Raw genomic sequence first — 22323 nt, 5'->3', positions numbered from 1 at the left:
CGGGCAGTTGGAACCACCATGACCAAATTTGATGTGATTGTGATCGGCGGTGGCCACGCCGGATGTGAAGCTGCATCGGCTGCGGCGCGACTGGGTGCCAAGACCGCACTGGTAACGCACCGACGCGACACCATTGGTGTCATGTCCTGCAATCCGGCCATAGGCGGGCTCGGAAAAGGCCATCTGGTGCGCGAAATCGATGCGCTCGATGGCCTCATGGGGCGGATTGCCGATGTGTCTGGGATCCAGTTTCGTCTGCTGAACCGCAAGAAAGGCCCAGCTGTTCGCGGCCCGCGGACCCAGGCTGATCGACGTCTGTACCGCGAGGCCATGCAAGCGGCCATCGCTGACCACGAAAACATTGATGTTATCGAAGGCGATGCTTTCGATTTGCAGCATGCGGATAGCGCCATCACTGGGCTCGTGATGGCGGACGGACGAGTGTATCAGACGTCTTCCGTTGTCTTAACCACGGGGACCTTCTTAAGGGGTGTGATTCATATCGGTTCCGATACGGTTGCAGCGGGCCGTGTTGGTGAAGCGCCGTCCCTCGGCCTTTCTGCAACCTTGACCGCACTCGGCTTGTCGCTGGGACGACTGAAGACCGGAACGCCGGCTCGTCTTGATGGTCGGACGATCGATTGGGACGCCATCGGCAAACAGGATGCGGACGAAGATCCGGTTCCGTTCTCATTCATGACCGATCGGATCATGACGCCGCAAATTGCCTGCGGTGTGACGCGGACAACGGAGGCGACCCACAAGATCATTGCGGACAACATCTCTAGATCCGCGATGTACTCCGGCCAGATCACTGGCGTCGGGCCGCGCTATTGTCCCTCCATCGAAGACAAGATTGTCCGGTTTGGCGAACGGGATGGACATCAGATTTTTCTGGAGCCGGAAGGTCTGGACGATCCGACTGTTTATCCCAACGGAATTTCCACCTCGCTTCCCGCAGATGTGCAGGAGCAATTCATCCGGACAATCCCCGGCCTCGAAAAGGTGGAGATCCTCCAGCCCGGATATGCGATCGAATACGATCATGTCGATCCGCGCGAACTAACGGCCGATTTGCAGTTGAAGAAGATGCCGGGTCTATTTCTGGCCGGCCAGATCAACGGCACGACGGGTTACGAGGAAGCTGGGGCCCAGGGCCTGGTGGCCGGGCTCAACGCAGCGCGGCGTGCCTTTGGGCAGGTGAGCCACATCTTCAGCCGTACGGATTCCTACATCGGCGTTATGGTGGATGATCTAACATCCCGCGGCGTCTCCGAACCCTATCGGATGTTTACCTCGCGCGCAGAATATCGTCTGTCGCTGCGGGCTGACAATGCGGACATCCGATTAACACCCACCGCCATCGAACTGGGACTGGTGGGCAAGGATCGCAAAGAGCGATTTGAGGGCTATGTCTCCGAGATGGATCGCGGGCGGACACTGCTGCAGAGCGTTTCCTTGACTCCGAAGGAAGCTCGCAGCCACTCCATTCGTCTGAATGAGGATGGACAGCGTCGCCGCGGTTACGACCTTCTATCCTATCCGGATATTTCGCTTTCTGTCCTATCATCCGTCTGGCCGGACTTGCAGACCCTGCCCGCTAAGGTCGCTGAGGCCCTGGAAATCGAAGCCGGCTATGCGGTTTACCTGGAGCGCCAGAGCGCAGATATTCAGTCGGTGCAGCGCGATGAAGAGCGGCGCATTCCGGATGACTTCGATTTCAGCCACGTTTCTGGTCTGTCAAACGAGTTGAAGTTGAAGCTGGATCGTGCCAAGCCTCGCAATATCGCCCAAGCGGCGAAGGTGGACGGTATGACACCGGCGGCCCTGGCTTTGATTATATCCCTGGTTAAGAAGCGCGAGCCGATTCGCGAATTGCGAGTCTCGTGATGCAGCTGAACGGGATAAGTGTTTCACGTGAAACGGTGCAGCGTCTTGAACGGTTCGAGACACTGTTCCAGCGTTGGACGAAAGCCATCAATCTTGTGGCGCCTTCGACGAAGGCCGACTTTTGGCAAAGGCATATCGCAGACAGCGCGCAGATTTTCCAGCTGTCGCCGCATCCACACACCTGGGTGGATCTAGGATCCGGTGGCGGTTTCCCAGGGATAATAACGGCGATCTTCCTGGCTGAACTGGGTAATGGCTGGGTCCATCTGGTCGAAAGTAACCAGAAGAAAGCCTCTTTCCTGCGTACCGCATTGACGGAAACCGGAGGACGCGGAAGTGTCCATCCGGTCCGCATCGAGCAGGCACCGTCGCTGATCCCGACCTGCGACCTAATCTCTGCCCGTGCCCTGGCAGAGCTGCCTCTGCTGCTGGATTACTGTTCGCCCTGGATGGCTGCCAAGCCGGACGTCAAGGCATTTCTGCACAAAGGGCGGGATTACGCCAGCGAAGTGAACAAAGCCAATGGCCGTTGGTCTTTCGATTTGATACAACATGCCAGCGCGGTTGAAGACGATTCCGTGATCCTGGAAATCTCCAACTTGCAGCACCAGGTTTGACCTCATCAGCAGGTGTCCCCATGACCGAGCTTAACCGCATCATTACGATCGCCAACCAGAAGGGTGGCGTCGGTAAAACCACGACGGCGATCAACCTGGCCACCGCGTTGGCAGCGATCGGAGAACAGGTGCTGATCGTCGATCTCGATCCGCAGGGGAATGCCAGCACGGGATTGGGAATCGACCGCCGCGACAGAAAGATCTCTTCCTTTGATGTCATGATGGGAAACTGCACTCTCTCGGAGGCCGCCGTTGCGACCGCCGTTCCCAATCTCTCCATCATCCCCTCCACAATGGACCTTCTGGGGTTGGAAATGGAGATTGCACAGCAATCCGATCGCGCCTTTCGCCTTCGACGTGCGCTGACGAGCCCGGAGGCGGCGAGCTATAGCTATATCCTGCTCGATTGCCCGCCCTCTTTCAATCTTCTGACCATCAATGCCATGGCCGCGGCGCATTCCGTTCTGGTGCCGCTCCAGTGCGAATTTTTTGCGCTCGAAGGCCTCAGCCAGTTGCTGGAAACGGTGAACCAGGTCCGTCAGACGGTCAATCCGCGATTGGATATCCAGGGCGTGGTGCTGACCATGTTCGATGCGCGCAACAATCTGGCGCAGCAGGTTGTCAGTGATGTCCGGACCTATCTCGGGGAAAAAGTTTACCACACGCTCATTCCGCGCAATGTGCGGGTGTCAGAAGCGCCTTCCTATGGTAAGCCGGCTATCCTCTATGATCTCAAATGCGCCGGCAGTCAGGCCTATCTGCAGCTGGCCTCGGAGGTCATCCAGCGTGAACGGCGCCGGAAGGCGGCCTGAACTCGTTCGAAGGTATGAAACATGAATGACGATCCCTCCAAACGGCGACTGGGCCGCGGCCTGGCTGCATTGATCGGCGAAATCGACCAGACGGTTCCCCTTGGTGAGCCATCGGCGAAAACGATCAGTCCCGACCGGATGGTGCCGATCGAGCATATCACGCGCAACCCGCGCAACCCGCGCCGCATGTTCGACGAAGCGGAGCTGCAGGATCTGTCCAGCTCCATTCGTCAACACGGCATCGTTCAGCCGGTCGTCGTGCGCCCCAGAGGATCAGCTTTCGAAATTATTGCCGGGGAACGGCGCTGGCGGGCTGCCCAGCTGGCGGGGTTGATCGAGATCCCTGTCATCGTTCGTGACGTGGATGACAGAACGGCTCTCGAGATTGCGATTGTCGAGAACGTTCAGCGGTCCGACCTTAATCCGCTCGAAGAAGCTTTGGGCTATGAGCAGCTGATTGCCGAACACGGCTACACCCAGAATGATCTTGGCGAAATCATCGGCAAGAGCCGCAGCCATGTGGCCAATAGCCTGCGTCTTCTGAAACTGCCGGATCCCGTGCGGGACATGCTGGCGACGGGAGATCTGTCTGCCGGTCATGCCCGGGCTCTCGTCTCGACCTCGGATCCCGTGTCGCTCGCGCGCACGATCGTCACCAAGGGCATGTCCGTGCGAGATGCCGAACGTCTTGCGCAGAACGATATTAAGGCCCAGTCGGAGCCGACGAGTGTCCATGGCAGCAAGGAAAAGGATTCCGACACGCTTGCGCTGGAACGCAGCCTGTCGGATTCGCTTGGTCTCGATATCAAGATCAACCACAAGGGAACGGGTGGCCAGATCAAGATCAGCTACCGCACCCTGGAGCAGCTGGAAGAGATTTGCCGGCTTCTGGAGCGCCGCTGACGGCTCGACGGTGGTCGCGCGCACCGCCTGCTTTCGTCAGGTCTGACGCCCGGCGGCTCGCGCCGATTGAAGAGCGGTGGCGAGCAAGGTCTGGAACGCGATCGTATCCTCCAGCACAGCCTTCTGGCGTGATTGCAGGACCGCCGTCTGCAGGCGGTTTGCTTCGCGAGCCAATGCGTCCACGGGCCAGTTGCGCAGCGCTGCCTCAAACAGCGGCTTGCGTTTGAAGTGGATATGGCGGCCGGTGGTCTGCATCACCTGTGTTGCTGGTGTCCGCTTTTCCTCCATCTCCGTCCGCATCAGGTCCAGCAGCTGAAACTGCTTCAGGCAGGATTGAAGAACAAGGAAGATCGGTGTTTTCGATGCGGTGATCTTTTGGACCGCGCGGTGCAGACCGGCCACATCGCCCTTCAGCACACAATCCACCGCATCGTCCGTGGAAATGGCGCTCGCGTCACCAATGATATCGAGGACATGGTCCTCGGTCACGGTTCCCGTGCCGCGGCAATAGAGGGCAAGCTTACGGATCTCGTTGCGGGAGGCCACACGGTCACCGCCCAGCACCTCCAGCAATCTTTCGCGGGCATCGGAGGTGATCTTCAGGTTTTCCGCAGAAAGCTCCTGATCGACCAGTTGATTGAGTGCCTTGATATCGTCGGCGTAGCAGGGAATGGCAACCACGATCTTTCCCTGCTCGCAGATCTTGCGCAGCGGGCTCGTCTTCTTGAGGTCGCCGCCCTCAATGATCAGGAAATTTTCCGCCGAAGACGAGGAGAGCAGAACCTGTAGTCCCTCGGTCAGGGCCTTGTCGGACCCTGTACCCTTGACCCAGATCACCTTCGCACCGCCAAACAGACCGAGTGCATTTACCTCATCGACCAGCCGGCCAGGGTCGCCCTGCAGGTCAGACAGATCCATGCGCGTAAAGGAAAATGGATCATCCGGTTTGGCACCGGCCTTGGCAGCCAAGTCCGCTGCCCGCTCGGATACAAGTCCCCGATCCGGGCCATAGACCAGGAAGATCCGGTAGAGATCGATCGCTTTCGGCAAGAAGCGATCGAATTCATGGGCTTTGATTTCCGCCATTCGCCCTAACGGCCAAGAACAGAGGCGAGGTCCGCACGGATGAACTCTGCAAGCTCGCGCCCTGCCCTGTCCTCCGCGTCACGATAGGCCCGCAGCTTGGCGAATTCCTGATTGCCGATATCAACCAGAGCCGTCACAGATCGCGTGCCCTGCTTCAGCACCTTTGGATCCTTTATCGACGACAGGCTGTAGGTTGCCGTCACGGTGACACGACTTGGTTTCAGTACGGCCGAAATCTCGTCATCGAGAATGTCGGCACGAACTGACGTGACATTCATCTGCAACTGATAATCGGCTGTTGCGGCTTCGCCAGCACCTCCGCTCATCAGGAAGATCAGGCGGTTGCGCACCACCTGCTCCACCCGGTCGTCAGCCGGCGAAATCTTGATCGCTGCGAGCTTCTGCGGAACGGCGCTGTCTGTGGAGTACATGGGGCGCACCTGGCAACCGGCCATCAAAGCGGCAGCTGCCAGGAACAGAGAAACGCGACCAGCGCGCCGAAGGACGGGCGAAAGCTCAGACAACAATGTTGATGATCCTCTGTGGGACGACGATGATCTTCTTCGGCTGCCCGCCAGCCAAAGCTGTCTGAACGGCCTCCAGTTGCAGCGCTGCCTGCTGCACGGCATTCTGATCCGCGTCGCGCGAGATTGTCAATTCCGCACGCTTCTTGCCGTTGATCTGCACCGGCATCAGCACCTGGTCGTCGGCAACCAGCTCCGGATCGAAGATCGGCCAAGCCGTTTCGGCGACGTAACCATCGCGGCCGAGCACGTTCCAGCACTCCTCCGCCAAGTGTGGTGTCATCGGGCCAATCAGCTGGACCAGGATTTCCGCTGCGTTGCGGACAGCGGCAACGTAAGCCGCATCCTCGCCACCGCCGGCGACCTTTGTCAAAGGCCCAGCAAGGGTGTTGACCAACTCATAGATGCGTGCCACCGCCTTGTTGAAGGCCAGCTTGTCGTAATCGCCCTGGACCGCTTGCAATGTCTTGTGCGCGGCCTGAGAGATAGCCAGCGCCGCACCATCCTTAGCCGGATTCGCCGCCACTGACGTTAACACCGGTGCTGCTTCGGAGATCAGGCGCCAGACTCGCTGGACAAACCGATGGGCGCCTTCGACGCCGGCTTCCGACCAGATCACGTCACGGTCTGGCGGTGAATCGGAGAGCACGAAGAAGCGGGCCGTATCGGCGCCATAGGAGGCGATGATATCGTCCGGATCGACAACATTCTTCTTCGACTTCGACATCTTCTCGATGGAGCCGATCGATACCTCTTCGCCGGAGGCAATCATGTAGGCCTTGCGAACACCATCGACCTCATCGATGCGGATTTCGGCCGGTGCCACCCAGTGACCATTCTGCCCTTCGCCGAGGCGATAGGTTTCATGCACCACCATGCCCTGGGTGAAGAGGCCCTTGAAGGGTTCGTTCAGCCCCACGTGGCCCGTCTCGCGCATAGCGCGGGTGAAGAAACGGGAATAGAGCAGATGCAGGATCGCGTGTTCGATGCCTCCAATATACTGGTCCACCGGCAGCCAGTGGTCGGCGATCTTCGGGTCCGTCGGGTTGTTTTCCCAAGGGGCTGTGAAGCGGGTGAAATACCAGCTGGAATCGACGAAGGTATCCATCGTATCCGTCTCGCGCCGGGCCGGCTTGCCGCAATGCGGGCAGGCCACGTTGCGCCAGGTCGGATGGCGGTCCAGCGGATTGCCCGGCACGTCGAAGGTGACGTCGTCCGGCAGTTTCACCGGCAGATCCTGCTTCGGCACCGGAACCACGCCGCAATCATCGCAATGGATGACCGGGATCGGGCAGCCCCAATAACGCTGACGCGAAATGCCCCAGTCGCGCAGGCGGAAATTCACCTTGCGGGCCGCCTGCGGGGCATTGCCGAGCGTCTGCCCGGTCAGCATGCCCGCCACCTTCTGGAAGGCCTCGTCTGTCGGCAGGCCGTCGAGGAAGCGCGAGTTGATCATCACGCCGTCGCCGTCATAGGCTTCCGCGCCGATCTCGAAGCTTGCCGCATCACCATCGGCCGGCATGACCACGGGAACCACGGGCAGATCGTATTTGCGGGCGAAATCGAGGTCGCGCTGGTCGCCGGACGGGCAGCCGAAGATGGCGCCCGTGCCGTATTCCATCAGCACGAAGTTGGCGATGTAAACCGGCAGTTCCCAGGAGGGATCGAGCGGATGCCTGACCGTCAGTCCGGTATCCATGCCCTTCTTTTCAGCCGTTTCGAGTGCAGCCAGCGAAGTCCCCTGGCGGCGGCATTCCTCGCAGAATTCCTGCACGTCGGCACGGGCGGCGGAAAGCGCCTTCGCCACCGGATGATCGGCGGAGATGGCCAGGAACGAGGCGCCGAACAGCGTATCGGGACGCGTGGTGTAAACTTCGATCTCGCTGCAGTCGGCCGCCGCGCGGCTCGGCTCGGACAGTTCCCAGCGGATCGTGAGACCCTCGGAACGGCCGATCCAGTTCTTCTGCATCAGACGGACCTTGTCCGGCCACTGATCGAGTGTATCCAGCGCGTCGAGCAGATCCTGGGCAAAATCGGTGATCTTGAAGAACCACTGCGTCAGTTCGCGCTGTTCCACCAGCGCGCCGGAGCGCCAGCCGCGCCCGTCGATCACCTGCTCGTTGGCGAGAACCGTCTGATCGACCGGGTCCCAGTTCACCTTAGACTGCTTGCGGTAGACCAGGCCCTTTTCCATCATGTCGAGGAAGAGGTGCTGCTGGCGATGGTAATAATCGACGTCGCAGGTGGCGAATTCGCGCGACCAGTCGAGCGACAGACCCATGGATTTCAGCTGGGCCCGCATGGTGGCGATGTTCTGGTAGGTCCATTCCTTGGGATGGACCTTGTTCTGCATGGCGGCATTTTCCGCCGGCATGCCGAAGGCATCCCAGCCCATCGGGTGAAGAACGTTGAAGCCGCGGGCACGCTTGTAGCGCGCCACCACATCGCCCATCGCATAGTTGCGCACATGGCCCATGTGAATGCGTCCCGACGGATAGGGAAACATCTCGAGCACGTAATATTTGTCGCGCGGGTCGCCATTGTCGGTCTCGAAGGTTTTCGCTTCGGCCCACTTCTTTTGCCAACGGGGTTCGGCATCCCGCGGATTGTAACGTTCGGTCGCCATTTCAATGAAATTCCGGGTACGAATAAGATGGGTGACCTTCACCACGAATGGCAGGGAGCGTCAAGTTTTGGCGGCGTTTCCGGCAAATTTCCGCTTCACGCCCTTGGCATGTGGGGGACATGCGGCTAATCGCCAAGGGTCCGATCTCAGGGAGTGTGCGCAATGGATGTCGAGGAACGACTGGCGGATGTCCGCCGCAAGATCGCAGCGGCCGAAGACGAGGCGGGCCGCGCGTCCGGCAGCGTCACGCTGGTTGCCGTCTCAAAGACCTTCGAGGCCGATGCCATTCGTCCGGTGATCGAAAGCGGTCAGCGGGTGTTCGGCGAAAACCGCGTGCAGGAAAGCGAAGGCAAGTGGCCGGAACTGAAGGCTGAAACGCCCGGTCTCGAACTGCATCTCATCGGCCCGCTGCAATCCAACAAGGCGGCCAATGCGGTTGCCCTGTTCGACGTGATCGAGACCATCGACCGCGAGAAAATCGCGCGCGCCATCGCCGACGAGATGAAGAGGCAGGGGCGCACCGTTCGGCTCTATGTGCAGGTCAATATCGGCATGGAGCCGCAAAAGGCGGGTATCAAGCCGAAGGAGACGGTCGCCTTTGTCCGCTTCTGCCGCGAGGAACTGGGGCTTACCATCGAAGGATTGATGTGCATTCCGCCGGCCGAGGGCAATCCCGGCCCCTATTTTGCGCTTCTTGCCAAGCTGGCGGCGCAATGCGGGGTGGAGCGGCTCTCCATGGGCATGTCCGGTGATTTCGAGACGGCGATTGCGTTCGGCGCCACCAGCGTGCGCGTCGGCTCTGCCATTTTCGGCCATCGTTGACAAATGCCAGACTTTTGACGGAAGGCGTGCCCCTTTCGTCGGGCTTCACCCGTGTCTGATCCCTCCCTAAACTGCCGCTGGAGGACGTGGCGGATCAAGGGAGGAAAACATGAAGAGCCGATATCATTCGGTCTATGAAGGCTGGCTGCAGGACCCGGCGGCGTTCTGGGCAGAGGCCGCCAAGGACATCCACTGGTTCACACCGCCGGAGACGATCTTCGACAAGGACCAGGGCGTCTATGGCCGCTGGTTTGTCGGTGGCGAAACGAACACCTGCTACAACTGCATCGACCGCCATGTGGCCGAAGGGCGCGGTGCCGAACGGGCGCTGATCTTCGACAGCGCCATGACCGGCGAAAAGCGTATCTTGACCTACGACGAGCTGCTGGTGGAAGTGCAGGCGGTGGCCGCAGTCCTGAAGGGGCTCGGCGTCGGCAAGGGTGATCGTGTGATCATCTACATGCCGATGGTGCCGGAGGCGATCTTCTCCATGCTGGCCTGTGCCCGCCTTGGCGCCATCCATTCGGTGGTCTTCGGCGGCTTTGCCGCGCATGAACTGGCAACACGGCTGGATGATTCGGAAGCCAAGGTGGTGATCAGCGCCAGCTGTGGCCTGGAGCCGGGCCGCGTCGTCGCTTACAAGCCGCTGCTCGACCAGGCGGTCGATATGGCGAAGGTCAAGCCGGATTGTTGCCTGATCCTGCAGCGAGACCAGATGCATGCGGTGCTGCGCTACGAACATGGCGACATGGATTTCGCCCAGGCGGTGGAAGCCGAAAAGGTGAAGGGAACCGTCGTCGCCTGCGAGCCGGTGGCGGCCACGGATCCGCTTTACGTGCTCTACACCTCCGGAACGACCGGCCAGCCCAAAGGGGTGGTGCGGGATAATGGCGGACATATGGTGGCCCTCAACTGGACCATGCGCAATCTTTACGGCGTCGAACGGGGCGAGGCCTTCTGGGCCGCCTCCGATATCGGCTGGGTCGTCGGCCATTCCTACATCGTCTATGCGCCGCTGCTCGCCGGCAATCCAACCGTGGTCTACGAAGGCAAACCGGTCGGCACGCCGGATGCGGGCGCCTTCTGGCGCATCGTCGAGGAGTATGACGTGAAGGTGCTGTTCACCGCGCCGACAGCGTTTCGCGCCATCCGCCGGGATGATCCGGACGGCGATCTCGTGGCGAAGCATGATCTCTCCGGCATGCGGGCGCTCTTCCTCGCTGGCGAACGGGCCGATCCGGAAACGCTGAAATGGGCCGAACGGGTGCTGAAGGTGCCGGTGGTGGATCATTGGTGGCAGACCGAGACCGGCTGGCCGATCGCCGCCAATCCGCTGGGGCTTGGCCTTCTGCCGGTCAAGCACGGGTCGCCGACGCTGCCCATGCCCGGTCATGCGATCGAGGTCGTGGATGATGCTGGTCATCCGGTGCCGGCGGGAACGCTCGGCAATATCGTCATCAAGCTGCCGCTGCCGCCCGGCTGCCTCGTCAGCTTCTGGAAGGCGGACGAGCGGTTTCGCACTGCCTGCCTGGACGAGTTTCCGGGCTACTACAAGACGGCCGATGCCGGCATGGTGGATGAGGACGGTTATGTCTTCGTCATGGCGCGCACGGACGACATCATCAACTGCGCCGGCCACCGCCTTTCGACCGGTGCTATGGAAGAGGTCTGCGCCATGCATCCGGACGTGGCTGAATGCGCGGTCATCGGCGTGGCGGATGCGCTGAAGGGTCAGATTCCTTGCGGTTTCCTGGTGCTGAAGAACCGCGTGGAGCGCGACCCGTCGCTCATCACGCGCGAGATCGTCGATCTGGTACGCAACGAGATCGGGCCGGTCGCGGCGTTCCGCACGGTGATGATCGTCAACCGGCTGCCGAAGACGCGGTCGGGAAAAATCCTGCGCGGGACGATGCAGAAGATGGCCGATGGCCTGCCCTGGAGAATGCCGGCCACCATCGATGATCCGGTCATCCTGGACGAGATCGGCGAGATCCTCGCAAAGCATGGCTATAGCTGCAATCGGCAGGCCCTCAGCGCCTGACGCGATTTGACCGAATACGCAAAAGCCGGGCATGTGGCCCGGCTTTCAGCAGACAGTCTCGGAGAACGGCGACTTAGAAGTTGTCGTCTTCGTCCTCGTCGCGGCGGGTGGACTTCAGCGACGAGAGTTTTGCGAAAACGGCGTTGGCGTCGATTTCCTTCTCTTCTTCGCGCTCGTAACGATAGCCGAGGTTTTCCGTCTCGGCGGCGGCCTGCAGCGTGGCGCCGAGTTCGGCAGTTGTCGGCAGCGGACGGTTCTTCGAGGCGCGTTCCACTTCCAGGTCCAGGTCGATCTGGCTGCAGAGGCCAAGCGTCACCGGATCCATCGGCGTCAGATTGGCCGAATTCCAGTGGCTGCGGTCACGGATCTGCTCGATCGTCGATTTGGTGGTGCCGACGAGACGCGAGATCTGCGTGTCCTTCAGTTCCGGATGGTTGCGCACCAGCCAGAGGATGGCGTTCGGGCGGTCCTGGCGCTTGGAGACCGGCGTGTAGCGCGGGCCGCGGCGCTTGGATTCCGGCACCCGCACCTTCGGGTCGGAGAGCTTCAGCTTGTAGTTCACATCCTTTTCGCCGCGGGCGATTTCATCGCGCGACAGCTGGCCCGTTGCGATCGGATCGAGACCCTTGATGCCCTGTGCGGCCTCGCCATCCGCAATTGCTTTCACTTCAAGCGGATGCAATTTGCAGAACTGGGCGATCTGATCGAAGGACAGCGCTGTGTTGTCGACGAGCCAGACCGCCGTCGCCTTTGGCATGAGCAATTGTTGAGCCATGGATATGATCCTTCTATCGTCCGCGCCGGTGTCGCGGGCCGTGGGCTGTACCACAATGTTCCGGGAATTGACGGGCTCTATAACTGCAATTCTCAGAAATTGCAATTGTTCAAGCGGCATGACCCTTTGTCTAATTGCCGCCATCGAACCAGCTGATAAAACTAGATACCAAGGTGGCCGCGCGGTTCAAGCGAAGGTCGTGGAGGAATGAGGAGGATTTGATGTCGGAAAAAGTCTACCCGGTCCAGAAACAGGTCAAGGCACGTGCACTGATCGATCGTGACAAGTACCTCAAGTGGTACGAGGAAAGCGTCGAGAACCCGGACAAGTTCTGGGGAAAGCATGGCAAGCGTATCGACTGGTTCAAGCCGTACACGAAGGTCAAGAACACCTCCTTCAAGGGCAAGGTCTCGATCAAGTGGTTCGAGGACGGGCTGACCAACGTTTCCTACAACTGCATCGACCGTCACCTGAAGACCCATGGCGAACGCACCGCCATCATCTGGGAAGGCGACAACCCGTATATCGACAAGAAGATCACCTATAACCAGCTCTATGATCAGGTCTGCCGGCTGGCGAACGTCTTGAAGAAGCACGGCGTCAAGAAGGGCGACCGCGTCACCATCTACATGCCAATGATCCCGGAAGCGGCCTATGCCATGCTGGCCTGCGCCCGCATCGGCGCGGTGCATTCGGTTGTCTTTGGCGGCTTCTCACCGGAAGCGCTCGCCGGTCGTATCGTCGACTGTGAATCGACCTTCGTGATCACCTGCGACGAGGGCGTGCGCGGCGGCAAACCGGTGCCGCTGAAGGAAAACACCGACAAGGCGATCCATATCGCGGCTCGCCAGTATGTCACCGTCAACAACGTGCTCGTGGTGCGCCGCACCGGCGGCAAGGTCAACTGGGCGCCGGGCCGCGACCATTGGTACCACCAGGAAATCGCCAGCGTGAAGGGCCACTGCGAACCGGTGAAGATGAAGGCGGAAGACCCGCTGTTCATCCTTTACACCTCCGGTTCCACGGGCAAGCCGAAGGGCGTGTTGCACACCACCGGCGGCTATCTCGTCTATGCCGCGATGACGCACGAATATGTTTTCGACTATCACGACGGCGACATCTACTGGTGCACGGCCGATGTCGGCTGGGTCACCGGCCATTCCTACATCGTCTACGGGCCGCTGGCGAACTGCGCCACCTCGCTGATGTTCGAAGGCGTGCCGAACTTCCCGGACCAGGGGCGTTTCTGGGAAGTGGTCGATAAACATAAGGTCAACATCTTCTACACCGCGCCGACGGCGATCCGGTCGCTGATGGGGGCGGGCGACGAATTCGTCACGCGCTCCTCACGCTCCAGCCTGCGTCTGCTCGGCACCGTCGGCGAGCCGATCAATCCGGAAGCCTGGGAATGGTATTACAACGTCGTCGGCGACAAGCGCTGCGCCGTGGTCGATACCTGGTGGCAGACCGAAACCGGCGGCCACATGATCACCCCGCTGCCCGGCGCCACGGATCTGAAGCCCGGTTCCGCCACCCTGCCCTTCTTCGGCATCCAGCCGCAGCTGGTCGATAACGAAGGCAATGTGCTGGACGGTCCGGCTGACGGCAATCTCTGCATCACCGACAGCTGGCCGGGGCAGATGCGCACGGTCTATGGCGACCACGAGCGTTTCATCCAGACCTACTTCTCCACTTACAAGGGCAAGTATTTCACCGGTGACGGCTGCCGGCGGGATGAGGACGGCTATTACTGGATCACCGGTCGCGTCGATGACGTTCTGAACGTGTCGGGCCACCGTCTCGGTACGGCAGAAGTGGAATCGGCGCTGGTGTCGCACAATCTGGTGTCGGAGGCCGCCGTTGTCGGTTATCCGCACAACGTCAAGGGCCAGGGCATCTACTGCTATGTCACGCTGATGGAGGGCAACGAAGGCACCGATGCGCTCCGCCAGGAGCTGGTGAAGCACGTGCGCCAGGAAATCGGACCGATTGCGACACCGGACAAGATCCAGTTCGCGCCGGGCCTGCCCAAGACGCGCTCCGGCAAGATCATGCGCCGTATCCTGCGCAAGATCGCCGAAGACGATTTTGGCGCACTCGGCGATACCTCGACGCTCGCCGATCCCGCCGTCGTGGACGATCTGATCGCCAACCGCCAGAACAAGGCGCCAGCCGCCGCCTGACCGATCATCGCGGCGGATGTGTCCCACATCCGCCGCGTGACCATCCTTTAATGCTGGATACACAGATCGTTCTTGCGACCTTTGCCCGCATAGTGTGTGGCAAGTCCGGCGGCCATCATCTCGCGCGCCGGATTGCGGCCATCGGCCAGCGCCACATCGGCCACGATCCGACCGAAATATTTGTCGGCGGCAATCTTCGTGAGTGACACCTTGGGCGAGGCACTCGCCATCTCCTCCAGCAAATGCCGGACCTCATCCGCGGCCTGCCGACCCTCCGCGCAGGCCGATCTGAGTTCCGGCGTGTCGATGCCTCTGAGGCGCACATAGACCTCGACCGTCTGCTGCGGCCAGGGGCGGGCGAGAACCAGCAGCGTGTCGCCATCGATCACCCGCACCACGTCTGCCGAAACAGGGCCTTCCACCACCGTTTCCGCATAAGCGGCGACCGGAAGGAGAGGCAGAAGCAGAGCGATGAGCGTGCGCTGGACTATCATGGATAAGAATATATTCCGTCGCTACCAGACCCGTCAATAGGAATAACGGCCTATCATGGGTTCAAGCGCGGAGATAAGCTTCCTCTCCCTGCGCCCAGCCAAGCCGGAGCCTTCGCCCGTCCGGCAGCGTCACGCAATGTGCTGGTCCCTCCGTTGTCGAGGGAAACAGAGCGCAGAAGGCTTCGAAATCCCCCCGCCAGGCGCGGGTGCGGGAAAAGGAATGAACAATCATCGCCGCTTCCGCCGTCTTGAAGCGCTTCGCCTCGATCACGGCCGCCGCCGTCCGGTGCAGGAGTTGGTAGCGGATCGACGGGTCGAGCGGTGCCTTGAGCCCCAGGCAGTCGCAAATGGCGGCCAGACGGGTTTTCTTTCCGTCAGAGGCCTTGTCCAGCCATTCGCCCAGCGTCGGACCGAAGGGTTCCTCCACCTTGCCTTCCACCATCACCGAGCTGACTGTCTCGCCAAAACGGACAAGCGCAAAAATGTCGCTCTGGCTGTCGCGGCGACCGCCCGGCAAAGGCACCTTGTATTCCGGGATCGCCAGCAGAAGTGTCGGCTTCTCCGGAAAAAAGGTGGCGATTTCCGGCGGCAGGCCGTCATGGTCCTGCCAGCAGTGCGCGAGCGTGCGGGCGGAATAACCGGTCCGCCACTGTTTGTCCGGTTCGGCCAGCAGGCGCTGCCAATCTGCAGCCCCCAGGCTTGGCACAAAAATCCTCTGCCCCACCATCGACGCCCCTGCCCGGTGTTGTCGCCACAGGAGACGCAACGTAGCGGTGTTTGGCAAGAGCGCCTTTAGGCGGTGAGGCCGGGTGCCTCGTAACCGGTGCGTTCGACATATTCGAGATAACCGCCGCCATACTGGTGGATGCCGTCCGGCGTCAGTTCCAGAACCCGGTTAGAGAGGGCGCCGAGGAAATGGCGATCGTGGCTGACGAACAGCATGGTCCCCTCGAAGCTCGACAGCGCCTTGATCAGCATTTCCTTCGTGTCGAGGTCGAGGTGGTTGGTCGGTTCGTCCAGCACCAGGAAGTTCGGCGGATCGAACAGCATGGCCGCCATTACCAGCCGGGCCTTTTCGCCACCGGACAACACCCGGCAGCGTTTTTCCACGTCATCGCCGGAAAAACCGAAACAGCCGCTGAGCGCCCGGAGCGGCGCCTGGCCGGCCTTCGGGAAACGTTCTTCCAGCCACTGCAGGATCGTGCTGTCGCCCTCCAGAACATCCATGGCGTGCTGGGCGAAATAACCGAGCTTGACGCTGGCACCGAGATTGACGACGCCCTGGTCTGGTTCCGTCGAGCCGGTGACCAGCTTGAGGAGGGTCGATTTGCCGGCGCCGTTGACACCCATGATGCACCAGCGCTCGCGCCTGCGGATCATGAAATCCAGCCCCTCGTAGATCGTGCGGGAGCCATAGGCCTTGTGCACGCCCTTGAGGGTCACAACGTCTTCACCGGAGCGCGGTGCCGGCAGGAAATCAAAGGCCACCGTCTGGCGGCGGCGCGGCGGCTCCACCCGGTCGATCTTGTCGAGTTTCTTCACGCGGCTCTGCACCTGGGCGGCATGCGAGGCGCGCGCCTTGAACCGCTCGATGAACTTGATTTCCTTCGCCAGCATCGCCTGCTGGCGTTCGAACTGCGCCTGCTGCTGTTTTTCGTTCTGCTCGCGCTGGCGTTCGTAAAACCCGTAGTCGCCGGAATAGCTGTTGAGCGAACCGGCATCGATCTCGATGATCTTGTTGACGATGCGGTTCATGAATTCGCGGTCGTGCGAGGTCATCAGCAGCGCGCCGTCATAGGTCTTCAGGAAGTTTTCAAGCCAGATCAGGCTTTCGAGATCGAGATGGTTGCTCGGCTCATCGAGCAGCATCACGTCCGGGCGCATCAACAGAATGCGGGCGAGCGCCACGCGCATCTTCCAGCCGCCGGACAGTTTGCCGACATCGCCATCCATCATCTCCTGGCTGAAGGAGAGGCCCGCCAGCACCTCGCGCGCCCGGCCCTCCAGACCATAGCCGTCCAGTTCCTCGTAGCGTGCCTGCACCTCGCCGTAACGCTCGATGATGGCGTCCATCTCATCCATGCGGTCGGGATCGGACATGGCGGCTTCCAGCTCGTGCAGCTCGGCAGCCACAATGCTGACGGGGCCGGCACCGTCCATCACCTCCGCCACCGCCGAACGTCCGGCCATTTCGCCGACATCCTGGTTGAAATAGCCGATGGTGACGCCCTTCTCGACCGCGATCTGCCCCTCGTCCGGCTGTTCCTCGCCGGTGATCATGCGGAAGAGGGTAGTCTTGCCGGCACCGTTCGGCCCAACGAGGCCGATCTTCTCGCCCTTGTTGAGGGCCGCGGAGGCTTCGATGTAGAGAAGCCGGTGGCTGTTCTGCTTGGAGACGTTTTCGATACGGATCATAGGGTCTTTGTCGCGGGGCTGGTGCCGGGAGGAAAAATCGGCGTCCTTATGGCACGCTCCGGCCCGGTTGTCTCCCATCGGTGTCGCAAAGCCGGTCGATGCCCGAAAATGCCACCCCCTGCCCTCCGCCATGCCTTGAGCAGGGTCGCGTTCGACAGTATGACGTGCAGCATGTTCATCTTGGCCGCCCCTGCAACCCAGTCTCAGGAGATCAAGCGCAGCCGGTTTCTGGCCGTCGCGGCACCGGTCAGTGATGAAGAGGCCGCGCGTGCCTTTCTCGCCGAACACAGCGTGCCCGACGCCAATCACAATTGCTGGGCCTGGCGTCTCGGGCAGGCTTACCGATTCACCGATGACGGTGAGCCGAGCGGAACGGCGGGAAAACCCATTCTGCAGGCTATCGACGGACAGGAGCTCGATCAGGTGGTGGTTCTGGTCACCCGCTGGTTCGGCGGCACGCTGCTCGGCAGCGGTGGGCTGATCCGCGCCTATGGCGGCACGGCGGCGCTCTGCCTGCAATCGGCGGAGAAACGGCGGTTTGTTCTGCGTCAGGAGCGATCCGTTGCCCTGGTCTTCAGCGATCTTGCTCTCGTCAAGGCGCGGCTCTCCGGTTTCTCCGATGTCAGTGTCGCACGTGAAACCTTTACCGAAAACGGTGCCGTTCTCGATCTTCTCATCCCCGATGCCGACGTGGATGTTATCCTTGGCCTGATCCGCGACCTGACCAGCGGTCGGGCGGAGGTCATTTCTTGACGGATGCGTGCGCATCTGGAGAGACTTGGCGAACGTGACGAAACAAGTGCCGGAACGTGCGTTGCTGCAAAGACGGAGAGAGGAACGATGGCCGCCAAGACGCTGAATGCAAAGAACCTGGAAGCGCTGGGCGCGCCAAGACTTGCTGAACTCTTGATCGAAATCAGCACCGGAAGTGCGGCGCATAAACAGCGGCTGCGGCTGGAACTGGCCGGAAGCCAGAGTGTGGCGGAGGTGGCGCGCGAGATTCGCAAACGTCTCATCAGCCTGCAGCGGGCGAAAACCTTCATCGACTGGCGCAAGGTGAAGGCGGCGAAGAAGGATCTCGAAACCCAGCGCGTTGCGATCCTCACCAAGGTGGCGCCGGAGGATCCGCGTGAAGCCTTCGATCTGATGTGGCAGTTTCTGGGCTTGGCGGAGTCGATCTTCGATCGCAGCGATGACGGCAGCGGAACGCTGGTTGCCATCTTCTATCAGGCCTGCGCCGATGCCGGCACCCTGGCCAAGGGCGCGGACCTCGGTGAAGACGTGCTGGCGGACAAGACCTTCGCTGCCCTCAACGACAATGATTACGGCCAGTACGATCCGCTGATTGTCGAAATGGCGCCGGCGCTCGGCCGTAAAGGTCTGGAGCGGCTGAAGACGCTGTTGATGGAAGTCCAGAACGCGCCGAAACGCAAACCGAAGGACAGCGAACGCGAGATTATCGGCTGGGGCAGTAGTGGGCCGGTCTATCTGGACGAGATCCAGGGCAGACGCGACGAGTCCATGACCAAGATCGCGCTGCAGACGATTGCCGATCTGACCGGCGATGTGGATGCCTTCATCGCCCAGCAGCCGGCCAAGACCCGCAAGGTACCGAAGATCGCCGCAGAGATCGCCACCCGCCTTCTCTCTGCAGGGCGCGCCGCCGAGGCACTGTCCACGCTGGATGCGGCGGACTCCCCCCGGTTCGGCTGGCCGTTCGAATGGGAGGAGGCTCGGGTGGAAGCGCTCGAGGCGCTGGAACGGCTGGACGACGCACAGGATTTCCGCTGGGCTTGCTTCGAAACTAGTCTCAACCACCACCATCTGCGCGCCTATCTGCGCCGCCTGCCGGATTTCGATGATATCGAGGCCGAGGAAAAGGCCTTTGCGCATGTGCATCGTTTTGCGGACGTGCACCAGGCGCTTCACTTCTTCATTGAATGGCCAGCGCTGGCAGAAGCGGCAAAGCTGTGCGTGGCCCGGCACACAGACCTTGATGGCGACCGGTACGAACTGCTGTCGCCGGCTGCAGAGGTGTTATCGGAGAAGCAGCCGCTGGCAGCCACCCTTCTCCTGCGCGCGATGATCGATTTCACCCTCGATTACGGGCGGTCGAGCCGCTACAAACACGCGGCCCGGCACTATGTGGAATGCTGCGGCTTTGCGACGCGGATCACGGATTACGCCGGCCTGCCGAGCCATGAGGAGTATGTTTTGGCGCTGAAGAAGAAGCACGGCAAGAAGTCGGGCTTCTGGAGTCTCATCGCTTGACGGCACAGGACCTGGACGGCGCCGGTCCTGTGCCACTTGTGCTTAATCGGCAATGGGTAGGGCGCGCGACAGTTGCTCCCGGATATAGATCTCCAGCAGCCGCTGGCTGACGGGGCCGACATTGCCGGTGCCGATCGCTTGGCCATCCAGGCTGACGACGGGGGTGACGAAGCTCGTGGCCGAGGTCAAAAAGGCTTCGCTGGCGGATTTGGCGTCCTCGACCGTGAAGGCGCGTTCATGGGCGACAACGCCGGCTTGGCGGGCGAGATCAACGATGGAGCCGCGGGTAATGCCGTGCAGCAGCGCATTCGACAGATCGCGGGTGATCAGTTCTCCCTCGGCCGTCACAATGTGAAAATTGGCGGAACTTGCCTCGGTGATGAAGCCGTTCTCGACGAACAGCACGTCATCGAAGCCGTTGCGGTGGGCTTGCGTCTTCTGCACTGATGAATAGAGCAGTTGCACCGTCTTGATCTGCCGCTCCGACCAGCGGCCTTCCGGCACCGTCTGCAGGGAAAGACCGGTCTTCCATTTCGGATTATCGAGAACGCGCTTGGCCTGCGTGAACATCACGAAGCTCGGCGTCATCGTCTCGGGGAACAGGAAGTCGCGATCCTGCACGCCACGGGAGATCTGCAGATAGATGAGCCCTTCCGTGATGCCGTTGCGCTTGGCGATCTCCTTGTGCAGCGTCAGCAGCTCGGCGTCTTCGACGGGCATGGCAATGCCCAGCGCATCGAGCGAGCGGCGCAGCCGTGCGGCGTGGCCCGGATAATCGATCAGTTTGCCGTCAATGACCGCGGTCACTTCATAAATGGCGTCGGCAAACAGGAACCCGCGATCGAAGACCGAGACCTTGGCTTCGGTTTCTGCGAGCCATTCGCCATTGAGATAAACGGTCCTGTTCATGATCCTGCCTCTGCCTGTCCATGCCTATCGGGGATGTGACTGTCTCGCATCGCGACAATCCTGGTGCAAGCCCCCGGAACCCTGGCGGGGCGGTCCGGGTTTGCCGATTTGTCGTCTGGAAGCGGGTTCCAAGGCCCTGATTTCCCGAGGGGATTTTGCGAGCCGTTCCGGAGCCACCCCGATTTTCGTATCAGCGAAACAAATAATTCAATTCGGATAATAATATTAAATTATATTGCGGTGCGGCGAACGCCGTGAAATCATCTCCTTCAGAACAAGCCGAAAACGGCACTTCCAGTGGAGAACAATGATGAAAACCTTCCAGAAATCCGGCCTTGCCGGGTTAACGCTCCTGCTTGCCCTATCCCATGCCCACGCCGAAGGCACCATCAAGACCGCGCTTGACGGAACTTTCGCGCCGCACGCCATGCCGACGCTCGACGGCAAGGTGGAAGGCTTCAATGTCGATCTCGTCAACCTGATCGGCGAGCGCCTCGGCAAGAAGGTGGAGCTGACGTCCGCCCAGTTTTCCGGCCTCATCCCGGCGCTGCAGGCCAAGACCTATGATTTTCTCGCAGCCCCGGTGACGGTGAACAAGGAGCGTTCCGCCAACCTCCTCTTCACCGAAGGTTTCATGGATACCAACTTCGCCTTCGTCGTGCCGGCCAAGGGCCCGGAATACAAGACGCTGGCCGATTTCAAGGGCAAGACCATCGCCGTGAACAAGGGGTCTGCCTATGACAGCTTCCTGCGCGAACGGGAGGCGGAGTTCGGCTGGAAGGTCGAAAGCTACGGCACGAACACCGATGCGGTGGCCGCCGTCATCGCCGGTCGTGCGGATGCCAACCTTGCCGGTGCCACGGTTGCCGCCTGGGCTGCCAAGCAGAACCCGCAGGTAAAACTCTCCTATGAATACCCGACCGGCCTCGTCTGGGGTCTCGCCTTCCGCAAGGACGACGTGGCAGGCCGCAACCTGATCGACAAGGCGATCGAATGCCTGAAGATCGACGGCTCCATGGCAAAACTGTCCGAAAAGTGGTTTGGCGTGACGCCCACCGCAGGGACGACTATCGTGACCCCGACCAAGGGGTACGGCGTTCCCGGTTTCGAAGGCTATGCCGAGGATGATCACAAGCCCTCCTGCGATCTGAAATGAGTGGAGTTGGACGGCGGGTTCGCCTGCCGTCCCCTGCATGCGGGAGCCGTCGATGACCCACCGTCCCATGCTCGAGATCGTTTCGCTTCAGAAGCGGTTTGGTGACACCGTCGTCCTGCGCGACATCAATCTGAAGGTCGCGCAAGGCGAACTCGTCTTTATCATCGGCCCGTCCGGTTCGGGCAAAAGCACCATGCTGCGCTGCTGCAACCGCCTGGAGGAACCCTCGGGCGGCGACATCATCGTTGACGGACGCAACATCATGAGCGGCACCAGCCGCGATCTCGATCGCATGCGATTGAAGGTCGGCATGGTGTTTCAGGGTTTCCACCTCTACCCGCATATGAGCGTGGTGAAGAACGTCATGCTCGCGCAGTGCAAGGCCCTGGGTCGCTCGACCGAAGAAGCGCGCGCGCGTGCCATGGACATGCTGGACCGCGTCGGCCTTGCCCACAAGGAAAGCGCCATGCCTGCCGAACTTTCCGGCGGCCAGCAGCAGCGCGTGGCGATCGCCAGGGCGCTGGCGCTCGATCCGCTCGTGATGCTGTTTGACGAACCGACCTCGGCGCTTGATCCGGAGCTGGTGGGCTCCGTGCTCTCCGTTATGAAGGATCTGAAGGCCAAGGGCATGACCATGCTGGTCGTCAGCCACGAAATGGGCTTTGCCCGCGAGACGGCGGATCGCGTCGTCTTCATGGATGGCGGGGTGGTCGTGGAGGAAGGTGCGCCGGAAGACATCTTCGGTGCGCCGAAGGCCGAGCGCACGCGCGCCTTCCTGTCTCGCGTCACGCGGTGATCG

Annotated in this window: 19 protein-coding genes; 11 read left to right on the top strand and 8 right to left on the bottom strand. The window is 61.0% G+C overall.

The annotated features are described in order from the left end of the window. Positions 1-18: 18 nt before the first annotated feature. Genes mnmG through G6N78_RS07870 form a run of 4 tightly spaced genes read left to right on the top strand, consistent with a single transcriptional unit; the run spans position 19 to position 4222 of the window. Positions 19-1890, top strand: coding sequence for a tRNA uridine-5-carboxymethylaminomethyl(34) synthesis enzyme MnmG (mnmG, locus tag G6N78_RS07885; protein WP_165217197.1), 1872 nt, complete (start codon positions 19-21; stop codon positions 1888-1890). Next, the gene (rsmG, locus tag G6N78_RS07880; protein ID WP_165217195.1) at positions 1890-2507 is read left to right on the top strand and encodes a 16S rRNA (guanine(527)-N(7))-methyltransferase RsmG; all 618 of its coding nucleotides are present in this window, start codon (positions 1890-1892) and stop codon (positions 2505-2507) included. The genes mnmG and rsmG overlap by 1 nt, the downstream gene beginning before the upstream one ends. Positions 2508-2527: 20 nt before the next feature. Next, positions 2528-3319 (top strand): ParA family protein, encoded by a 792-nt coding sequence (locus tag G6N78_RS07875; RefSeq protein WP_165217193.1) that lies wholly within the window; start codon positions 2528-2530, stop codon positions 3317-3319. A gap of 21 nt (positions 3320-3340) precedes the next feature. Beyond that, positions 3341-4222, top strand: a complete 882-nt coding sequence (locus G6N78_RS07870) for a ParB/RepB/Spo0J family partition protein (protein ID WP_165217191.1) — start codon at positions 3341-3343, stop codon at positions 4220-4222. Positions 4223-4258: 36 nt separating this feature from the next. On the opposite strand, the gene holA is transcribed toward G6N78_RS07870, so the two are convergent. The 3 genes from holA to leuS all read right to left on the bottom strand — a co-directional run bounded on the left by holA (position 4259) and on the right by leuS (position 8458). Next, complete coding sequence (gene holA, locus G6N78_RS07865; RefSeq protein ID WP_165217189.1) at positions 4259-5308, bottom strand: DNA polymerase III subunit delta; 1050 nt, start codon at positions 5306-5308, stop codon at positions 4259-4261. Positions 5309-5313: 5 nt separating this feature from the next. Then, positions 5314-5739 carry an LPS assembly lipoprotein LptE gene (locus G6N78_RS07860; protein WP_234905908.1) on the bottom strand — a complete coding sequence of 142 codons (426 nt, stop codon included), beginning with the start codon at positions 5737-5739 and terminating at the stop codon, positions 5314-5316. A gap of 85 nt (positions 5740-5824) precedes the next feature. After that, a complete protein-coding gene (gene leuS, locus G6N78_RS07855; protein ID WP_165217187.1) occupies positions 5825-8458 on the bottom strand; it encodes a leucine--tRNA ligase in 2634 nt (877 codons plus the stop codon). Between the two features lie 162 nt (positions 8459-8620). Between leuS and G6N78_RS07850 the strand changes: the two genes are divergently transcribed. Beyond that, positions 8621-9280 carry a YggS family pyridoxal phosphate-dependent enzyme gene (locus tag G6N78_RS07850; RefSeq protein WP_165217185.1) on the top strand — a complete coding sequence of 220 codons (660 nt, stop codon included), beginning with the start codon at positions 8621-8623 and terminating at the stop codon, positions 9278-9280. A gap of 109 nt (positions 9281-9389) precedes the next feature. Further along, positions 9390-11321 carry a propionyl-CoA synthetase gene (locus tag G6N78_RS07845; RefSeq protein ID WP_165217183.1) on the top strand — a complete coding sequence of 644 codons (1932 nt, stop codon included), beginning with the start codon at positions 9390-9392 and terminating at the stop codon, positions 11319-11321. Between the two features lie 73 nt (positions 11322-11394). Here G6N78_RS07845 and G6N78_RS07840 read toward each other — a convergent pair whose 3' ends face one another. Next, a complete protein-coding gene (locus G6N78_RS07840) occupies positions 11395-12096 on the bottom strand; it encodes a DUF1013 domain-containing protein (RefSeq protein WP_165217182.1) in 702 nt (233 codons plus the stop codon). Between the two features lie 221 nt (positions 12097-12317). Between G6N78_RS07840 and acs the strand changes: the two genes are divergently transcribed. Then, positions 12318-14279 carry an acetate--CoA ligase gene (gene acs / locus G6N78_RS07835; RefSeq protein WP_165217180.1) on the top strand — a complete coding sequence of 654 codons (1962 nt, stop codon included), beginning with the start codon at positions 12318-12320 and terminating at the stop codon, positions 14277-14279. A gap of 47 nt (positions 14280-14326) precedes the next feature. Here the strand turns inward: acs and G6N78_RS07830 are convergent, their stop codons facing one another. The 3 genes from G6N78_RS07830 to G6N78_RS07820 form a co-directional block, all read right to left on the bottom strand. After that, positions 14327-14773 carry a thermonuclease family protein gene (locus G6N78_RS07830; protein WP_165217178.1) on the bottom strand — a complete coding sequence of 149 codons (447 nt, stop codon included), beginning with the start codon at positions 14771-14773 and terminating at the stop codon, positions 14327-14329. Between the two features lie 61 nt (positions 14774-14834). Beyond that, complete coding sequence (locus G6N78_RS07825; RefSeq protein WP_165217177.1) at positions 14835-15479, bottom strand: DUF6946 family protein; 645 nt, start codon at positions 15477-15479, stop codon at positions 14835-14837. An 86-nt stretch (positions 15480-15565) separates the two neighbouring features. After that, positions 15566-17188 carry an ABC-F family ATP-binding cassette domain-containing protein gene (locus G6N78_RS07820; RefSeq protein ID WP_165217175.1) on the bottom strand — a complete coding sequence of 541 codons (1623 nt, stop codon included), beginning with the start codon at positions 17186-17188 and terminating at the stop codon, positions 15566-15568. 171 nt (positions 17189-17359) lie between these two features. Here G6N78_RS07820 and G6N78_RS07815 point away from each other — a divergent pair, with 171 nt between their 5' ends. Together G6N78_RS07815 and G6N78_RS07810 are read left to right on the top strand one after the other, a co-directional pair. Next, a complete protein-coding gene (locus tag G6N78_RS07815; protein ID WP_165217173.1) occupies positions 17360-17941 on the top strand; it encodes an IMPACT family protein in 582 nt (193 codons plus the stop codon). An 87-nt stretch (positions 17942-18028) separates the two neighbouring features. Continuing rightward, positions 18029-19459: a DUF6880 family protein gene (locus tag G6N78_RS07810; RefSeq protein ID WP_165217171.1), complete on the top strand. Its 1431-nt coding sequence runs from the start codon at positions 18029-18031 to the stop codon at positions 19457-19459. A gap of 42 nt (positions 19460-19501) precedes the next feature. Here the strand turns inward: G6N78_RS07810 and G6N78_RS07805 are convergent, their stop codons facing one another. Beyond that, positions 19502-20368, bottom strand: coding sequence for a D-amino-acid transaminase (locus tag G6N78_RS07805; protein WP_165217170.1), 867 nt, complete (start codon positions 20366-20368; stop codon positions 19502-19504). Between the two features lie 310 nt (positions 20369-20678). On the opposite strand from G6N78_RS07805, the gene G6N78_RS07800 reads away from it, so the two are divergent. After that, positions 20679-21524 carry a transporter substrate-binding domain-containing protein gene (locus tag G6N78_RS07800; protein WP_206531619.1) on the top strand — a complete coding sequence of 282 codons (846 nt, stop codon included), beginning with the start codon at positions 20679-20681 and terminating at the stop codon, positions 21522-21524. Positions 21525-21576: 52 nt separating this feature from the next. Continuing rightward, positions 21577-22320 carry an amino acid ABC transporter ATP-binding protein gene (locus G6N78_RS07795; protein WP_272955636.1) on the top strand — a complete coding sequence of 248 codons (744 nt, stop codon included), beginning with the start codon at positions 21577-21579 and terminating at the stop codon, positions 22318-22320. Positions 22321-22323: the final 3 nt, after the last annotated feature.

Origin of the sequence: Allorhizobium pseudoryzae (assembly GCF_011046245.1) — a bacterium.
Taxonomy (GTDB): Bacteria; Pseudomonadota; Alphaproteobacteria; order Rhizobiales; family Rhizobiaceae; genus Neorhizobium; species Neorhizobium pseudoryzae.
Note: the sequence above shows the minus strand (reverse complement) of the source record. Positions and strands in the feature narration are given on the sequence as shown.